The organism is Polaribacter sp. R2A056_3_33 (assembly GCF_019278485.1).
Taxonomy (GTDB): Bacteria; Bacteroidota; Bacteroidia; order Flavobacteriales; family Flavobacteriaceae; genus Polaribacter.
The window spans coordinates 1,868,098-1,884,117 of the sequence record NZ_CP058984.1 but is presented as its reverse complement, the minus strand read 5'-3'; the positions used below and the strand labels follow the sequence as shown (position 1 = coordinate 1,884,117).

Below are 16,020 nucleotides of genomic sequence, written 5' to 3'. Positions count from 1 at the left end.
ATTTTAATCCCGTAAAATCATAAGAAAATGAACAATTTACCTAAGCTAGATAGATTTAATGAAAACGTACTGTCTAAATATCAAATTTACAACAGTATTTTCTCAACGCTACCTTTTGACACCATAGACGATACTGGGGTTTTGTTACCTCTTTTACATAAAGTTTGTAACAAAGGTTTTAAATTAGAAAAAAACCCTACAGAAATTGTAGAACACTTTTTTAATAAATACCAAGACGAACCTTCAGAAAAAGAAAAATCTGATTTACTTTTTCGTTTTATTCAATTTATAGAACGTCAAGTAGTTTTATTTGATGCTGTAGAAGATGCTGCATATCCTATTGTAAATAATATGGATGGTTTTGGAACGTTAAGAAACTCTAAGGAGTTAGCGCTATTAAGCAATAAAAAAGACGAACTAAAAAAGCATTTAGAAGATTTTAAAGTACGTATTGTATTAACGGCACACCCAACGCAATTTTACCCTGGGTCTGTTTTAGGTATCATTACAGATTTAGACAAGGCAATACAAAATGATGATTTACTACTCATTAGAAAACTATTAGCTCAATTAGGGAAAACACCTTTCTATAAAAAAGAAAAGCCCTCTCCTTTTGATGAAGCTGTAAGTTTAATTTGGTATTTAGAACACGTATTTTATCATTCTGTTCCTAAAATATACAACTACATTCAACATCATATTTATGATGGTGAACCGATAGAAAATGAAATTATTGAACTTGGTTTTTGGCCAGGTGGAGATAGAGATGGAAACCCATTTGTAACTACTAAAATTACTTTAGATGTTGCAGAAAGATTGCGTCAAACAATTTTAAGAAATTACTACAGAGACATTAGACGTTTAAAAAGACGTTATACTTTTGATGGTGTGCAAGAAATCTTTGCAAGGTTAGAAAAAAGACTTTACAAGCATGTTGTAAGAAGCTATACAAAAGTTAACTTTTCTCAAAAAATCTTATTAGATGAGCTATATACTGCCAGAGAAATTATTGTAAATGATCATCAATCTTTATTTGTAGAAGAATTGAATGATGTTATCAATAAAGTTAGAATTTTCGGTTTTCACTTTGCAACTTTAGATATTAGACAAGACAGTAGAGTGCATCACCAAGCATTTACACAAATTGTAGAAGATTTACTTAAAACAGGAGATACTACTTTTCCTAAAAACTATTTAAATCTTTCTGATGAAGAACAAGTTGAAATTTTATCTGTTGTAAAAGGAAGTATTGACCCAAGTATTTTAACGGATGAAACTTCTGTTAAAACCATAGAGTCTATTTATGCTTTAAAAGAAATTCAGCAAAGAAATGGAGAACGTGGAGCAAACCGTTACATTATTAGTAACAACCAAAGTGCTTTACACGTAATGCAAACTTTTGCAATGTTAAACTTATGTGGTTTTGAAAATGAATTACCAGTAGATGTAATTCCACTTTTTGAAACAGTAGAAGATTTAGAAAATGCAGAAGATGTAATGAGAACTTTATACTCTAATAAAGTATATAGACACCATGTTGCCAAAAGGAAAAACAAACAAACGATTATGTTAGGTTTTTCTGATGGAACAAAAGATGGTGGTTATTTAATGGCTAACTGGGGTATTTTTAAGGCAAAAGAAGCTTTAACAAGAATCTCTAGAGAATTTGATATTGAAGTAATTTTCTTTGACGGACGTGGTGGACCACCAGCTCGTGGAGGAGGAAAAACACACCAATTTTATGCTTCTTTAGGCCCAACAATTGAGGATAAAGAAATACAATTAACCATACAAGGACAAACAATTAGTTCTAATTTTGGTACACAAAACTCATCTCAATACAACTTAGAACAATTATTAAGTTCTGGTATTAAAAATGATGTTTTTACCAAAGATCAATTAAATGATAGCCATAGAGAATTGATAAACGACATGGCTGCTACAAGTTACCAAAAGTATGTAGATTTTAAAAATCATCCTAAATTTTTATCGTATTTAGAAAAAATGAGTACGTTAAAATACTATGCAAAAACAAATATTGGAAGTAGACCAAGTAAGCGTGGTGGCTCTGACAAGTTAGACTTTTCTGCATTAAGAGCAATTCCTTTTGTTGGTAGCTGGAGTCAGTTAAAACAAAACGTACCAGGTTTCTTTGGTGTAGGTACTGCACTTAAAAAATACGAAGATGCTGGTAGATTTGAAGAAGTAAAAGAGTTTTATCACGCTTCAGATTTCTTTAGAACTTTGTTAGAAAATAGTATGATGAGTTTAACCAAATCTTTCTTTGGTTTAACTTCTTATATGGCAGATGATGAAGAATTTGGTGAATTTTGGACTCTAATATTCACAGAGTACGAAACTACTAAAAGACTGCTTTTAAAACTTACCGGAGAATCTGAATTAATGGAAAATTTCCCTGTAGGAAAAGCATCTATAGAAATTAGAGAACAAATTGTATTGCCTTTATTAACAATACAGCAATTTGCTTTAAAGAAAATTCAAGAACTTCAAAAAACTGGCGGAAGCGCAGAAGAAATTGAAGTGTATGAAAAAATGGTAATGCGTTCTTTATTTGGTAATATTAATGCAAGTAGAAACTCTGCTTAAAAACTTATTTATCAAATAATTATAGTATATTTATAAAGTAAAATTACGTACCATGAAAAAATACGCTTTCTTACTTTTAACTTTATTTGTTGGTAGTTTTTGTTTTTCACAACAACAAACTACCAACAATAATTTTATTCCTGTTAGTATTTACACTACTTCTTTTCAGCTCAAAGCTGATGATACTCCTTCTTATTCTTCCATAAACAAGGACTTAAATTTAAAAAAACAATATAAATTTTCAACGGTTTCTTTTGAAGAAATTGATGATAACCAATTTTTAATTTCTACTGAAAACCTTACTACAAAAGCCACTAAATTTATCTATGACGATTACAAAAGTTATAGAGATGAAAACTTATTAAAAGGCTTTTTACAAAAACACGATCCTACAAGATGGGATCCTTGTAACTTTAGACAACCAAACCTTAATTAATTTTCTTTATCTTTAGAAAAAAGAAAAAGAATGCTTGTAAAAGTCTATGGCTCTGCTGTTTTTGGTATTGAGGCAACCACAATTACCGTAGAAGTAAATATTGATAAAGGAATAGGTTACCATTTAGTTGGTTTACCAGATAATGCAGTTAGAGAAAGTTCTTACCGAATTTCTGCTGCACTTAATAACAATAACTATAAACTTCCTGGAAAAAAAATCATTATTAATATGGCTCCCGCCGATATTAGAAAAGAAGGTGCTTCTTATGATTTAACTTTGGCTGTTGGAATTTTAGCCGCATCAGCTCAAATAAAATCTGAAGCTATTCATGAATACATTATTATGGGCGAACTTTCTCTAGACGGAAGCTTACAACCCATAAGAGGCGCTTTACCAATTGCCATAAAAGCAAGAGAAGAAGGTTATAAGTATTTAATTCTTCCGAAAGAAAATGCTAAAGAAGCTGCCATTGTAGATGATTTAGAAGTTTTAGGTGTCGAAAATATATTAGAAGTCATCCATCATTTTAATGATGATAAAAAAATTGAACCAACCATTGTTGATACAAGAGCTGAGTTTTATAAAAATATTGATTTCCCAGAGTTCGATTTTTCTGATGTAAAAGGGCAAGAATCTATAAAACGTTGTATGGAAATTGCAGCTGCTGGCGGACATAATATTATTTTAATTGGTCCTCCAGGATCAGGAAAAACGATGTTAGCTAAAAGATTACCATCCATTTTACCACCAATGACGTTACATGAAGCATTAGAGACTACAAAGATTCATTCTGTAGTTGGTAAAATTAAAAAGGAAGGCTTACTATACCAACGTCCTTTTAGAAGCCCACATCACACAATCTCGAATGTTGCACTTGTTGGCGGCGGACAATACCCAAGACCTGGAGAAATTTCTTTATCTCATAATGGTGTTTTATTTTTAGATGAATTACCAGAGTTTAAAAGAGATGTTTTAGAAGTTATGCGTCAACCTTTAGAAGATAGAGAAGTTACTATTTCTAGAGCAAAATTTACAGTTACTTACCCAAGTAGTTTTATGTTAGTGGCAAGTATGAACCCGAGTCCGAGTGGTTTTTTTAATGATCCAAACAGCCCAATGACCTCTTCTCCACAAGAAATGCAACGTTATTTAAGTAAAATTTCAGGACCATTATTAGACAGGATCGATATTCATATAGAAGTTACTCCTGTTCCATTTGCAAAACTATCTGAAGAGCGAAAAGGAGAATCTAGTGTAGCAATTAGAGAACGAGTTACTGCTTCTAGAGAAATACAATCTGAACGTTTTAAAGATTTCGAAAACGTACATTATAATGCACAAATGAGTGTAAAACAGATTCGCGAATTCTGTAAATTATCACCAGAAAGTTTATCACTTTTAAAAACTGCAATGGAAAAATTAAACCTTTCCGCAAGAGCCTATGATCGAATATTAAAAGTATCTAGAACTATTGCAGATTTAGCAAATTCTAAAGACATTTCTCCAGATCATATTGCAGAAGCCATACAATATAGAAGTTTAGATAGAGATGGTTGGCTGGGATAAAATTAATTTTTATAAACGCAAATTCACAGAGAATTACAGTTAATAATCTGTTTGTTTTTTTTTACTAAATGATGAGCTTTGTTTCTAAAAAAGCAATGAATTTTCACTAAAATTAGCTACGCTTTCTTTTCAAATAAATATTATAAAGTAGACCAAACATAATTAAATAGACACCTAATAAAGTCCATAAATTATAAATTTCATCAAACCAAAAAGCACCAATTACAATCATAAAAACAACTTCTAAATATTTTAAAGGTACAACTACGTTTGTTTCTCCAGATTGTAATGATTTTGTCATATATAACTGACCAACATACCCAAAAAAACCTAAACTTAATAAAAGTAACCACTCTGTTAAATTAGGCGTTTTCCAATATTTTATAGACATAATTCCGCCAAATAAAAATGCTAAAATCATAAAATAATTTATAATCACTAGAGGATTTTCTGAATCTCCTAGTTTTCTAATTACAATAAATATCAACCCTAAAAAAATTGCAGATAAAATTGCAAAAATTACTCCCAAAGAATTAACATCTGCCCCAAAACCCTTAATAACTAAAACTCCAATAAAAGCTATTAAAAATAAGACCCATTGAACTGATTTAATCTTCTCTTTTAAGAAAAATAATGCAAAAATAGCCCCAAAAATAGGTGATGTATATCTTAAAGAAACCGCGGTTCCTAAAGAAAGATAATTTAAAGACATAAAAAAACAGGTTAGAGAAATAACTCCAAAAAGGCCCCTTAGAAACAATAGTTTTTTGTTATTTCCTAAAATAGGAATCTTCGCTTTTATAATTAATGGAATAGTGAATAACAGCGTACCAATAGATCTAAAAAACACAATTTGATACGCATCAAAAGCACCTAAATATTTTACAACTGCATTCATTAACGAAAATGCTATGACACTAAAAATCATGTAAAAAATGGCTGTTGAGCTTTTCATAAAGAAGAAAAATTTACTACTTAAAAAGTATTTAATATTCATCAAAAATACCATAAAAAAGACATTTTATAATTATTAAGTCAATAAATATAAAAACAAATAACCAAAATACATTATTATCAGTAAAAAGTTAATTTTACTAAATTTTCAATATCAATAACACATTTTAACACCTTATTATTGTAAAATAAATAAACAAACATACGTATTATTAAATTTTTCATACTGTAAAAAATAAATAGTTTTATAATTTAGTTGATGTAAATTCTTATAAAATTCTAATAGATGAAAACAACAAATTTTAATAGACGTGAGTGGTTAAAAAAAGGAGCATTAACCCTAGGTGCAATGGCTTTAGTACCTCATGATATATGGAGTAGCAACGTACTAACCGCTCAAAAAGAAGGCAGAACTTTCTTATACAATTCTAACAACTATTTTAATGAATTTACACCTCCTATAATAGAAGAGGAAAGTACATTAACCATTTTAAGATCTAATGAAAACCCTTACGGACCACCACCAAAAGCAGCAAAAGCTTTTCAAGATGAAGTTTTTAAAGGAAATAGATATGCTTGGGAATCTTTAAACGATCTAAAAACTAAAATAGCCAAAAACGAAGGCATTAACACTAACCAAATTTTAATGGGCCCTGGTTCTTCAGATTTGTTAGAAAAAGTAGCCATGGTTTTCTTTCAAGAAGGTGGTAATGTAATTAGTGCAGACCCTAGTTATATGTCTTTAATTGTAGTTGCAAAATCTGTAGGTGGTAATTGGAAATCTTATAAATTATTAAAGGATTCTCAACACGATTTAGATGCTATGGAAGCAGGAATTGATGAGAACACAAAATTAGTATACATATGTAACCCTAACAACCCAACAGGTTCAATTACAGATGCTAAAAAGTTAAGAGAATTTTGTAGCAGAGTTTCAGAAAAGGTACCCGTTTTTGTTGATGAAGCTTATATTGAGCTATCTAAAAACGGAATTAAAGATTCTATGAACTCTCTAGTTGCAGAAGGTAAAAATGTAATAGTAGCAAGAACGTTTTCTAAAATTCATGGAATGGCTGGCTTAAGAGTTGGGTACGCTATTGGTAAAAAAGAAACTTTAGATATTATAAGCGAAATTACACGTGGCGGAATGGGAATTACAGGTCCATCAATAGCCGCAGCAATTACTAGTTTAGAAAATACCGAGTTTTTAGATTCTTGTAAAACCAAAATTGCAGATGCTAGAACATATACAATGGGTTATTTAAAAGAAAAGAATTTTTCTTGTTTACCATCTGAAACAAATTTTATAATTTTTGAAATCCCTATGGAAGGAAAAGAGTTTTTAAAGAAAATTTACGCTAAAAATGTAGCTGTAAAATCTTTTAAATTTTGGGATAAAAATTGGTGTAGAGTAAGTATTGGTACCATGGATGAAATGAAATTATTTACGAATGCTATGACAGAAATTTTTGCATAATTTATGGATGGCGCTTTAGAAAAATCAATTTCATTTATCCTATTTATTTTAATAGGAGTTCTCTTAAAAAAGAAAATATCTACCGGAGAACAAACTAACGGATTAAAAAGTTTAATTCTAACACTTGCATTACCTGCAACTATATTTATTGCTTTATTAAAAGTAAAAGTTGATGGAAATTTAATTCTATTTCCAATTTTAGCTTTAGGTTTTAATGTAATACTTTTTGCGGTTACACCTATATTATTAAAAATTATTGGTATTGATATAAATTCTGATAAAGGTAGAAGTGCCAAACTACTAATACCTTCTTTAGCTCCGGGTTTATCTTGTTTTGCTTTTATATTAGAATTTTTAGGTGATGGTTCTTTGGCAAAAGCTGCAATGGCAGATTTAGGTAACAAGTTTTTTGTGCTTTTTTTACTCTATTTAGTAGCCTTAAAATGGCATTATAAAAATGCAGATTTTGAAGCAAATTCGCTAAAAACAAAATTAAAAGGACTTTTTAAAGCATTACTTTACGAGCCTGTAAACTTATTTATAATTGCAGCATTGGTATTGGTTTCATTTGGAATTACACTAGACAAAATTCCTGGTTATTTATCAATCACCTTAACAAGGTTGAGCTATATAATGACGCCTTTAGTCTTACTTTTTATTGGTTTAGCTGTAAAAATTAAAAAAGAACAATTTCTTCAATTGTTTTCTTTACTCCTTTTAAGAGCTGCTTTTACATTGCTTTTAATTGCTGGAATTATTTTATTTGCAGATATAACAATCAAAAAAGATATTTTAGTAATGATTGCTTTTGCTTTAAGTTCTGCTAGTTTTTGGCCTTTTGCACATATTTCTGCCATAAACCTAAAAGAGAAAAAAGAAAATACCCTAGAAAAAACTTTTGATATTAATTTTGCCTTATCAATTTTAGCACTTTCTTTACCTATTTCAGTTTTATTAATTTTAGGAATATTAACAACTGGTAATACTTTTACCAATATAGATAACATTTTAATATTAGGCACAACACTCTTCTTTATCGGAATTTTGTACCCAGTATTCATTAAAATAAAAAGAAGTGTAGTTTCTAAAAAAAGTGATAATACTTCTAGTATTAAAAAAAATGAAGTCCAGCTTTCTGCTGATAAATAAAGCAACAACTATTAAAAAAATAAAAACCCTTTTATATTAATGAAAGGGTTTTCTTAAATTATTTAGAGAAATTAAAAACTCCAATTTTTATAACTACTAGAGCTCTCTAATTGTTCTTCGATAGTATCATCTAATTCTTTAAAAAAGTCGATACCCGTTAAAGCTTCTACTTTATCTACCGAAACCACAAATTTGTACAAAGGCAAATCCGATTCTTTATGAGGCATTAAAAACGCTAACATTTTAATTTTTCCGTTTGTTTTATCTAAGATTACTTTATAAAACTGATTTGGAACAGCAACAGCTTCACTACCAATTGTTTTTAAATTATTTTCTAAAACGCCTCCAGTAATTACAAATACACCATCGTTTTTCTTTGCCCAATAACGTACTTTCTGTTCTAAGCGATTCCAAACACCTGCATTAAACTTGTGTTCTTGCGGACTGATATTACTTGTTAAAAAAGTTTCGTCGTGCGCATATTTAGAAAAACGTCTGTCTGCAGCCGGACATAAATGCCCTTTATCGTAACCAGATTTTTTATAATTACGCCAATGTGCTGCTTTGGTTTTTACTGCGTTGTCAATTTCAAAATAAGGTCTTTTATAATTGGTGCTACTTAAATCGGATGCTTTTAACTCGTAAGCAACCCATTCTGCTTGTTCGTGTTTTTCGCTATAGGATAATGAATAATTTTGATGATGCACCACTTGCTTTGTAGTACTTGTTGGCAAAAAATACTGGTTGGTAGTTGCTTTTGGTGTTTTACCATTTTCTATGATACTTTTTTCTTTTTGAGCATCTAACAGTTCTTCAGAACCTAAAACAGCTACTAAAATGATAATGGCTATTATGGATAGTACTTGTTTTCTTTTCAAGGTGATTATTTTAAGTTGTAAAGGTATGAATAAAGATAAAGTTAATACACTTCATAAATCATATGAGATTCCTCAATCTCCTAAAAAGACTCATTTCGGAATAACAGAAAGAGAAAATGACAATAGAATTACTAAGAACTGTAATTTAAAATAGTATTCCTTATTTAATCCTAAAATTTCGCGTTAAGGATTGAGCGGTCTGTTTGAGCTCTTTTTTATTTTTCATAAAAAAAGCGAGTAGTGAAAGCCTGTTAAAACGCCCAAAAAAAGCATAATTATTATGAGATTCCTCAATCGCCTAAAAAGGCTCATTTCGGAATGACAAGGTGTGAAAAAAACGGAAATTAGAAGCAAAGAAAAACCCTCTCAAATTAATGAAAGGGTTTTGTATATTTTGCAATCTAAAAAACAAGATTGCCGCGTCATTGCTTCCTCGCAATGACAAATAGTTTTAGTATCTATAGTGTTCTGGTTTATAAGGACCATCTACTGTTACACCAATATAAGATGCTTGCTCTTCGCGTAATTCTGTAAGCTCTACTCCTATTTTTGCAAGGTGTAATTTTGCTACTTTTTCATCTAAATGTTTTGGTAACATGTATACATCATTTCCGTAAGCATCAGCGTTTTTCCATAATTCTATTTGCGCTAAAGTTTGGTTTGTAAATGAGTTAGACATTACAAAACTTGGGTGACCTGTTGCACAACCTAAGTTTACTAAACGTCCTTCTGCTAATAAAATAATATCATTTCCGTTGATATTGTATTTATCAACCTGAGGTTTGATAGTATCTTTTGTATTACCATGGTTTTTGTTTAACCAAGCCATGTCAATTTCATTATCAAAGTGCCCAATGTTACATACAATAACTTTGTCTTTCATTGCTTCGAAATGACGACCTTGAATAATATCTTTGTTTCCTGTAGTTGTAATAATAATGTCTGAATTACCAACAACAGTTTCTAATTTTTTAACTTCAAAACCGTCCATCGCAGCTTGTAAAGCACAAATAGGATCGATTTCTGTAACCGTTACAATAGAACCAGCTCCTTTAAATGATGCTGCTGTACCTTTACCTACATCTCCATAACCACAAACAGTAACACGTTTACCTGCTAACATAATATCTGTTGCTCTACGAATTGCATCTACTGCAGATTCTTTACAACCATATTTATTATCAAATTTAGATTTTGTAACAGAATCGTTTACATTAATTGCTGGCATTGGTAAAGTTCCGGCTTTTACTCTTTCGTAAAGTCTATGAACTCCAGTTGTAGTTTCTTCTGATAAACCGTTAATTCCTGCTGCTAATTCTGGATATTTATCTAAAACCATGTTCGTTAAATCTCCACCATCATCTAAAATCATGTTTAATGGTTTTCTATCTTCACCAAAGAATAAAGTTTGCTCTATACACCAGTCAAATTCTTCTTCAGTTAATCCTTTCCAAGCATAAACGGCTGTACCTGCTTCTGCAATTGCTGCTGCTGCTTGGTCTTGTGTAGAAAAAATATTACAAGAACTCCAAGTAACTTCTGCACCTAAAGCTTGTAAAGTTTCTATTAAAACTGCTGTCTGAATTGTCATGTGAAGACAACCTGCAATTCTAGCTCCTTTTAATGGTTGCTCGTTTTTGTATTCTTCTCTTAAAGACATTAAACCTGGCATTTCTGCCTCTGCCAATAAAATTTCTTTTCTTCCCCAAGCTGCAAGAGAAATATCTTTAACTTTGTTTGGTACGTAAGCTATTTTTGTGCTCATATTATGTATATTTATATTCTAATTTTTCGAACTGCAAAGTTACGACATCCATTTTAAAAAAGTATGCCTCTTTACAAAAGTTTAACGATTAACAAAAACACTAAAGTATTCATTTGGAAAATTGAAGAAACCTTTAACGATTTAAATACAAACGTTTTACTTACTGATAAAAGTCAAGCTCGTTTAGACGGAATGAAATCTGACTTACACCAAAGAGGATTTTTAAGTGTGCGTCATTTATTAAAAGAAGCTGGTTATTCTGATTCGGATTTAATTTATGATGAATTTGGAAAACCACACTTAAAAGATGGAAAATTTATTTCTATAACACATTCCTTCACTTTTTCTGGATTGATAATTTCTGATAATTTACATGTTGGTATTGATATTGAAATGCAACGTGATAAAATTCTGAAAATTGCACACAAATTTACGCATGTTAAAGAGTATGTAACCATTGCAAACCACGATGCTTTAATTAGCAAACTAACCATTGTTTGGGGTGGAAAAGAGAGTTTGTATAAAATCTTCGGAAAGAAAAAATTACGCTTTTTAGAAAATATTTATATTGAAGATTTTGATTTTAAAGACGCAAAAACGACTGGAGAAATTAGATATGATGGTAAAACTACCGCCTATCATATTGAGTTTTTAGAGTTTGAAGGTTTTACTTGTGTGTATGCTTTTTAAAAAGCGATCTAAAAATATTAAAGAATGATGAAAAAACAAATAGATAAACCAAGAGATGTATCTGCCCATGCTATTTTTTCCATCATCGAATTGCAATTATCTAAGAATTATAAAACTACAAGGGTTTCTAATTCGAGATTAAACATTAGAAAAATATATAATTATGCTTCTGCAAACAATAGAGAAGTAACTCATAAACAATTGAATTTTAAGGATTCTGGATACTTTATTGTAAACGATACTTCTATATTATTTATGATGAACCTTAGAAAACAATTCATTTTTTGGATAATTCTATGGATATTTGGCATACTTATTACTTGGAAAATATGGAACGCTTCTCTTTTACTCTCACTCTTTCTTATTACAACACCTATTTTAATAATTTGGTTGATTAGAACTGTTGCCTTAAAAAAGTTTATGTCTAATGAGCTTGTTGAGATTTCAAAACAATTAAGTAATTAAAAAATCACTAGATGTAACAAGATACATAATCAGAATAGATAAATTTGTATTTTCGCAGTTGTGAATATTTATCAAAACATTTTATTAGCAAAAAAAGAGGGCAAAAAATTACTTGCCGTTTTAATCGATCCTGAAAAAATAGACCTAGATAATATTGCTACTTTTTTTGAAAAAGTACATCAATCTATTGCTACGCATATTTTTGTTGGTGGTAGTACAGATAAAGACAACGTAACGAATACAGTTGTTACTGCAATTAAAAAAACAACACATTTGCCTGTTGTTCTTTTTCCAGGTGATGTTTCTCAAATATCACAAAAAGCAGACGGAATTCTATTTTTAAGTTTACTTTCTGGCAGAAATCCTGAATATTTAATTGAACAACAAATAAAAAGTGTTCCGTTTTTAAAGGATTCATCTTTAGAAATTTTACCAACGGGTTACATTTTAATTGACGGTCAAAAAAATACAGCTACTCAAAAAGTAAGCAATACAAAACCAATTTCTCAAGAAAATACCGAACTCATTTTAAACACCGCTTTAGCTGGTGAATTTTCTGGTAAAAAATTGATTTATTTAGAAGCCGGTTCTGGAGCCACAGTACCTGTGGACGCAAGTATTATTTCTGTTGTGAAAAGTAATTTGTCTATTCCTTTAATTGTTGGTGGAGGAATTCGTTCTAAAAAGCAATTAGAAATAGCTTTTAATGCAGGGGCAGATTTAGTGGTTATTGGTACTGCTTTTGAAAAAGATGAAGCTTTTTTTAATCAACTTAAAAAATAATACACTATAATTTTTCCTCGCAGTTTGTCATTTCTACGCAAGAAGAAGAAGATGTCCTATAACATTGATCCCACAACACTGAACTACAAAGAAGTATTGAGAAATCTCATAACAGTTATACAACAACAACCAAACCTTATGTGATTTCTCCCAAAAGGTCGAAATGACAAAATTGGGTATAGCATAAACTGAACAAAAAGAAACCTCAACAATTGTCATTTCTACGCGAGTAGAAATCTCATAACATTAGACTCCATAACATTGAAGCACAAACTTGTCATTTCGAAGTATTGAGAAATCCCATAACAGTGATAATATAACAATTACCAAATTTCATGAGGTTTCCTCCCAAAAAGTCGAAATGACAATATTCTCTTTTTTAAGTAGTTTTAAATGAATTATACTTTTGCCTTTACCAATAAAAACTGAAAAGATTACATTTACAACTTCAAATAAAATTCAATGTCAGAAATTATCGATTTCCTTTTTGGACAATACAAAACGTATGAAACCACAGATATTGTCTTAGAAATTATAGCAGTAATCTTCGGTTTTTTATCAGTATGGTATTCTAAACAAAATAAAATATGGGTGTTTCCTACAGGAATGATTAGCACACTAATTTTTGTATATCTCCTTTATAAGTGGGAGCTTTTAGGCGATATGATGATAAACGTCTACTACTTTATAATGAGTGTTTATGGTTGGTATATCTGGACTTATAAAAATGATGGTGAGCATGAAACGCCAATTTCTAGGACCACTTTAAAAGAAAAAAAACTAAGTGTACTTATCTTTATTGCCACATTAATTTTTGTGTATGGAGTCTATACGTATTTCGAAAAATGGACTAGTTGGACCGCTTATGTAGATACTTTTACAACGGCAATTTTCTTTGTGGGTATGTGGCTAATGGCAAAACGAAAAATAGAAAATTGGATTTATTGGATTGTTGGAGACATCATTTCTACTCCTTTGTATTTTTATAAAGGATTTACTTTTACTAGTATTCAATATTTAATATTTACTTTTATAGCTATATCAGGTTATTTAGCATGGAAAAAGAACTTAAACAAGACCCGATTAACATCGTAAAAGTTGTTTTATTCGGACCAGAATCCTCAGGAAAAACAACACTTTCTCGTCATTTAGCACGTTATTATAATACCGTTTGGGCACCAGAATTTGCGCGTGAATATTTGCAAGAAAAATGGAATAACGAACGTAAAACTTGCGAAAAAGAAGATTTACTTCCTATTGCAGTCGGACAAATGAAATTAGAAAATGCTTTGGCTAAAAAAGCTGATAAAATTTTAATTTGTGATACCGACTTACTAGAAACCAAAGTATACTCAGAAGAGTTTTATGGTGGTTTTGTTGATGAAAAACTAAACGAAGCGGCAAGCGAAAATCAATATGATTTGTATTTGTTAACATACATTGATACACCTTGGGAAGAAGATGATTTACGAGACAGACCAGAGCTACGTTTAGAAATGTTTAATGCTTTCGAGAAATCTTTAATAGACCATAACAGACCTTATATTTTATTAAAAGGCGATAAAGAAACTCGCTTAAGGAATGCTACAGCAGCTATTGATAAAATAATTGCTGATAAAGAAAATTTACATTCGTTTTCTGATTCCTTACAAGATGTAGACATGCATTTTCTACATCAAAATACGGGTGATTTTGGCACTCCGTTTGAGTATTAAATAACAGAATAAGTGATAAGTGATAAGTGATAAGTGATAAGTGATAAGTGATAAGTGATAAGTGATAAGTGATAAGTGATAAAACTATCGAATATTTATCTAAAAACGCTACTATTTTACTTTTTATAGACTTTATTTTTAGAACAAATGAACAAAGAAAACATCTTAAAAGAACTTAATTTTAAAGGCATTAGGAGTTCTGGTGCTGGCGGGCAGCATGTAAATAAAGTATCTTCTAAGATTGAGTTGACTTTCGATTTAGAAGACTCTCTTTCTCTTTCTGATAACGAAAAAGAGCTTTTAAAAACCAAGCTTTCTAATAAACTAACAAAAGAAAACACCTTAATTTTATTTTGTGATGAATCTCGTTCTCAACATAGAAATAAAGATTTGGCTATCAAACGTTTTTTAGAATTATTACGCGTAAATTTAATTCGTCCGAAAAAAAGAAGACCTACAAAACCAAGTAAATCTTCTGTTCGAAAAAATGCGGAAAAGAAGAAGAGAACTTCTGTAAAAAAAGCATTGAGAAAGAAACCTGGGTTAGATTAAAACTAGGTCATTAATCAATAATTAACAACCTTGCTATTTCTAGCAATTCTTTCTTTTCTTCTAAAGTTCTTTCTAACGGAAGTTGTGCTAAACCAATTAACCTTCTCATTATTTCAATACCTGTTATTTGCAAAAAAAGAGGCTCATCTAACTTTAATTTATACGCCTGTTTTATTCTAGAAATTAGTAGTTTATTTCCAGTTGCCATCACCATATGCGCTGCCATAACACCCAAATCAAATTCAGCAAAACCTTTAAAACTAAATTCGGGGTCAATTACATACACCTCATCTTCTTTGGTCATCCAACTACCCGGATAATAATCTCCATGTAAAAGAGTTGTTCCTTCGGATAAATAACGTTCTCCAACTAAAGTAATTTGTGCTTTTAATTTTTCATCATTTTTATAAGCTTGTGATACTGCTTCTAATCCATCTTGAATGGTATCTAAAGAAAAACCATTATCAGTAACAAAAGGTAAAACAAATATATGTTGATGATTTAAAGCGCGTAATTCTTTGTTTTCTGGATACGTATTAGAAACTTCACTTTTATGAATATTAGAAAGTATATCCACCAAAAGTTGAATTGATTCCGTTTCAATAACACGATTTTTATAAACAAGACTCATGTCTTCGCAATTTCCTAAATCTTCTAAAATTAATACATAATTTTTAGCATCGTAAGCAAGAACTTTAGGAATATGACAAGTTATTGCAGGACTTTCAATAGCTTTATAAAACTGATATTCTACATCAATTCGGTCTTCTGGCGCAGGAATATCTTGATACTTCTGTACAAAAGGACGCGATTGTTTTACAATAAAAGAACGTTGATTGGTTGTTACACGCAACACCACATTCATATTACCTTCTCCTGGTTTTTCTGCGGATAAAATTTCTTCAGACTCCTTTAAAAAATTGATTTCTAATAGAAATTCTTTGATGATTTTTAAATCTGTATGTATATCAATATACTTCATA

At 30.3% G+C, this 16,020-nt stretch carries 16 protein-coding genes; 12 read left to right on the top strand and 4 right to left on the bottom strand.

Going from position 1 to position 16,020, the window contains the following annotated elements; translation table 11 throughout:
- Positions 1 to 27 precede the first annotated feature (27 nt).
- Genes H0I29_RS07955 through H0I29_RS07945 form a run of 3 tightly spaced genes read left to right on the top strand, consistent with a single transcriptional unit; the run spans position 28 to position 4,609 of the window.
- The gene (locus H0I29_RS07955; RefSeq protein ID WP_218755013.1) at positions 28 to 2,607 is read left to right on the top strand and encodes a phosphoenolpyruvate carboxylase; all 2,580 of its coding nucleotides are present in this window, start codon (positions 28 to 30) and stop codon (positions 2,605 to 2,607) included.
- A gap of 52 nt (positions 2,608 to 2,659) precedes the next feature.
- Entirely contained in the window at positions 2,660 to 3,043 is a 384-nt protein-coding gene (locus H0I29_RS07950) for a hypothetical protein (protein WP_218755012.1), read from the top strand.
- 30 nt (positions 3,044 to 3,073) lie between these two features.
- On the top strand, positions 3,074 to 4,609 hold the full coding sequence (locus tag H0I29_RS07945; protein WP_218755011.1) for a YifB family Mg chelatase-like AAA ATPase: 1,536 nt from the start codon (positions 3,074 to 3,076) through the stop codon (positions 4,607 to 4,609).
- A gap of 112 nt (positions 4,610 to 4,721) precedes the next feature.
- On the opposite strand, the gene H0I29_RS07940 is transcribed toward H0I29_RS07945, so the two are convergent.
- The gene (locus H0I29_RS07940) at positions 4,722 to 5,564 is read right to left on the bottom strand and encodes a DMT family transporter (protein WP_254712727.1); all 843 of its coding nucleotides are present in this window, start codon (positions 5,562 to 5,564) and stop codon (positions 4,722 to 4,724) included.
- A 285-nt stretch (positions 5,565 to 5,849) separates the two neighbouring features.
- Here H0I29_RS07940 and H0I29_RS07935 point away from each other — a divergent pair, with 285 nt between their 5' ends.
- Positions 5,850 to 7,040: a histidinol-phosphate transaminase gene (locus tag H0I29_RS07935; protein ID WP_218755010.1), complete on the top strand. Its 1,191-nt coding sequence runs from the start codon at positions 5,850 to 5,852 to the stop codon at positions 7,038 to 7,040.
- A 3-nt stretch (positions 7,041 to 7,043) separates the two neighbouring features.
- Positions 7,044 to 8,189, top strand: coding sequence for a permease (locus H0I29_RS07930; RefSeq protein ID WP_218755009.1), 1,146 nt, complete (start codon positions 7,044 to 7,046; stop codon positions 8,187 to 8,189).
- A gap of 71 nt (positions 8,190 to 8,260) precedes the next feature.
- Here H0I29_RS07930 and H0I29_RS07925 read toward each other — a convergent pair whose 3' ends face one another.
- On the bottom strand, positions 8,261 to 9,067 hold the full coding sequence (locus tag H0I29_RS07925) for a DNA/RNA non-specific endonuclease (protein WP_218755008.1): 807 nt from the start codon (positions 9,065 to 9,067) through the stop codon (positions 8,261 to 8,263).
- A 25-nt stretch (positions 9,068 to 9,092) separates the two neighbouring features.
- Between H0I29_RS07925 and H0I29_RS18425 the strand changes: the two genes are divergently transcribed.
- The gene (locus tag H0I29_RS18425; RefSeq protein WP_302850017.1) at positions 9,093 to 9,221 is read left to right on the top strand and encodes a hypothetical protein; all 129 of its coding nucleotides are present in this window, start codon (positions 9,093 to 9,095) and stop codon (positions 9,219 to 9,221) included.
- 297 nt (positions 9,222 to 9,518) lie between these two features.
- Here H0I29_RS18425 and ahcY read toward each other — a convergent pair whose 3' ends face one another.
- Positions 9,519 to 10,832: an adenosylhomocysteinase gene (gene ahcY / locus H0I29_RS07920; RefSeq protein ID WP_218732274.1), complete on the bottom strand. Its 1,314-nt coding sequence runs from the start codon at positions 10,830 to 10,832 to the stop codon at positions 9,519 to 9,521.
- A 63-nt stretch (positions 10,833 to 10,895) separates the two neighbouring features.
- On the opposite strand from ahcY, the gene H0I29_RS07915 reads away from it, so the two are divergent.
- The 6 genes from H0I29_RS07915 to arfB all read left to right on the top strand — a co-directional run bounded on the left by H0I29_RS07915 (position 10,896) and on the right by arfB (position 15,037).
- Positions 10,896 to 11,522, top strand: coding sequence for a 4'-phosphopantetheinyl transferase superfamily protein (locus tag H0I29_RS07915; RefSeq protein WP_218755007.1), 627 nt, complete (start codon positions 10,896 to 10,898; stop codon positions 11,520 to 11,522).
- 24 nt (positions 11,523 to 11,546) lie between these two features.
- On the top strand, positions 11,547 to 11,987 hold the full coding sequence (locus H0I29_RS07910; RefSeq protein WP_218732272.1) for a hypothetical protein: 441 nt from the start codon (positions 11,547 to 11,549) through the stop codon (positions 11,985 to 11,987).
- Positions 11,988 to 12,047: 60 nt separating this feature from the next.
- Entirely contained in the window at positions 12,048 to 12,770 is a 723-nt protein-coding gene (locus H0I29_RS07905) for a geranylgeranylglyceryl/heptaprenylglyceryl phosphate synthase (protein ID WP_254712726.1), read from the top strand.
- Positions 12,771 to 13,232: 462 nt separating this feature from the next.
- Positions 13,233 to 13,865 carry a nicotinamide riboside transporter PnuC gene (pnuC, locus tag H0I29_RS07900; RefSeq protein ID WP_218755006.1) on the top strand — a complete coding sequence of 211 codons (633 nt, stop codon included), beginning with the start codon at positions 13,233 to 13,235 and terminating at the stop codon, positions 13,863 to 13,865.
- Positions 13,826 to 14,485, top strand: a complete 660-nt coding sequence (locus H0I29_RS07895) for an AAA family ATPase (protein WP_218755005.1) — start codon at positions 13,826 to 13,828, stop codon at positions 14,483 to 14,485. Before pnuC ends, H0I29_RS07895 begins: the two co-directional genes overlap by 40 nt.
- A gap of 147 nt (positions 14,486 to 14,632) precedes the next feature.
- Positions 14,633 to 15,037, top strand: a complete 405-nt coding sequence (gene arfB, locus H0I29_RS07890; protein ID WP_218755004.1) for an alternative ribosome rescue aminoacyl-tRNA hydrolase ArfB — start codon at positions 14,633 to 14,635, stop codon at positions 15,035 to 15,037.
- A 10-nt stretch (positions 15,038 to 15,047) separates the two neighbouring features.
- Here the strand turns inward: arfB and H0I29_RS07885 are convergent, their stop codons facing one another.
- A complete protein-coding gene (locus tag H0I29_RS07885; protein ID WP_218755003.1) occupies positions 15,048 to 16,019 on the bottom strand; it encodes a phosphotransferase in 972 nt (323 codons plus the stop codon).
- Position 16,020 lies beyond the last annotated feature (1 nt).

Coding starts and splice junctions, on each gene's coding strand:
- H0I29_RS07955 (WP_218755013.1), top strand. CDS start 28: ATGAACAATTTACCTAAGCTAGATAGATTTAATGAAAACGTACTGTCT.
- H0I29_RS07950 (WP_218755012.1), top strand. CDS start 2,660: ATGAAAAAATACGCTTTCTTACTTTTAACTTTATTTGTTGGTAGTTTT.
- H0I29_RS07945 (WP_218755011.1), top strand. CDS start 3,074: ATGCTTGTAAAAGTCTATGGCTCTGCTGTTTTTGGTATTGAGGCAACC.
- H0I29_RS07940 (WP_254712727.1), bottom strand. CDS start 5,564: ATGAAAAGCTCAACAGCCATTTTTTACATGATTTTTAGTGTCATAGCA.
- H0I29_RS07935 (WP_218755010.1), top strand. CDS start 5,850: ATGAAAACAACAAATTTTAATAGACGTGAGTGGTTAAAAAAAGGAGCA.
- H0I29_RS07930 (WP_218755009.1), top strand. CDS start 7,044: ATGGATGGCGCTTTAGAAAAATCAATTTCATTTATCCTATTTATTTTA.
- H0I29_RS18425 (WP_302850017.1), top strand. CDS start 9,093: ATGAATAAAGATAAAGTTAATACACTTCATAAATCATATGAGATTCCT.
- ahcY (WP_218732274.1), bottom strand. CDS start 10,832: ATGAGCACAAAAATAGCTTACGTACCAAACAAAGTTAAAGATATTTCT.
- H0I29_RS07915 (WP_218755007.1), top strand. CDS start 10,896: ATGCCTCTTTACAAAAGTTTAACGATTAACAAAAACACTAAAGTATTC.
- H0I29_RS07910 (WP_218732272.1), top strand. CDS start 11,547: ATGATGAAAAAACAAATAGATAAACCAAGAGATGTATCTGCCCATGCT.
- pnuC (WP_218755006.1), top strand. CDS start 13,233: ATGTCAGAAATTATCGATTTCCTTTTTGGACAATACAAAACGTATGAA.
- H0I29_RS07895 (WP_218755005.1), top strand. CDS start 13,826: ATGGAAAAAGAACTTAAACAAGACCCGATTAACATCGTAAAAGTTGTT.
- arfB (WP_218755004.1), top strand. CDS start 14,633: ATGAACAAAGAAAACATCTTAAAAGAACTTAATTTTAAAGGCATTAGG.
- H0I29_RS07885 (WP_218755003.1), bottom strand. CDS start 16,019: ATGAAGTATATTGATATACATACAGATTTAAAAATCATCAAAGAATTT.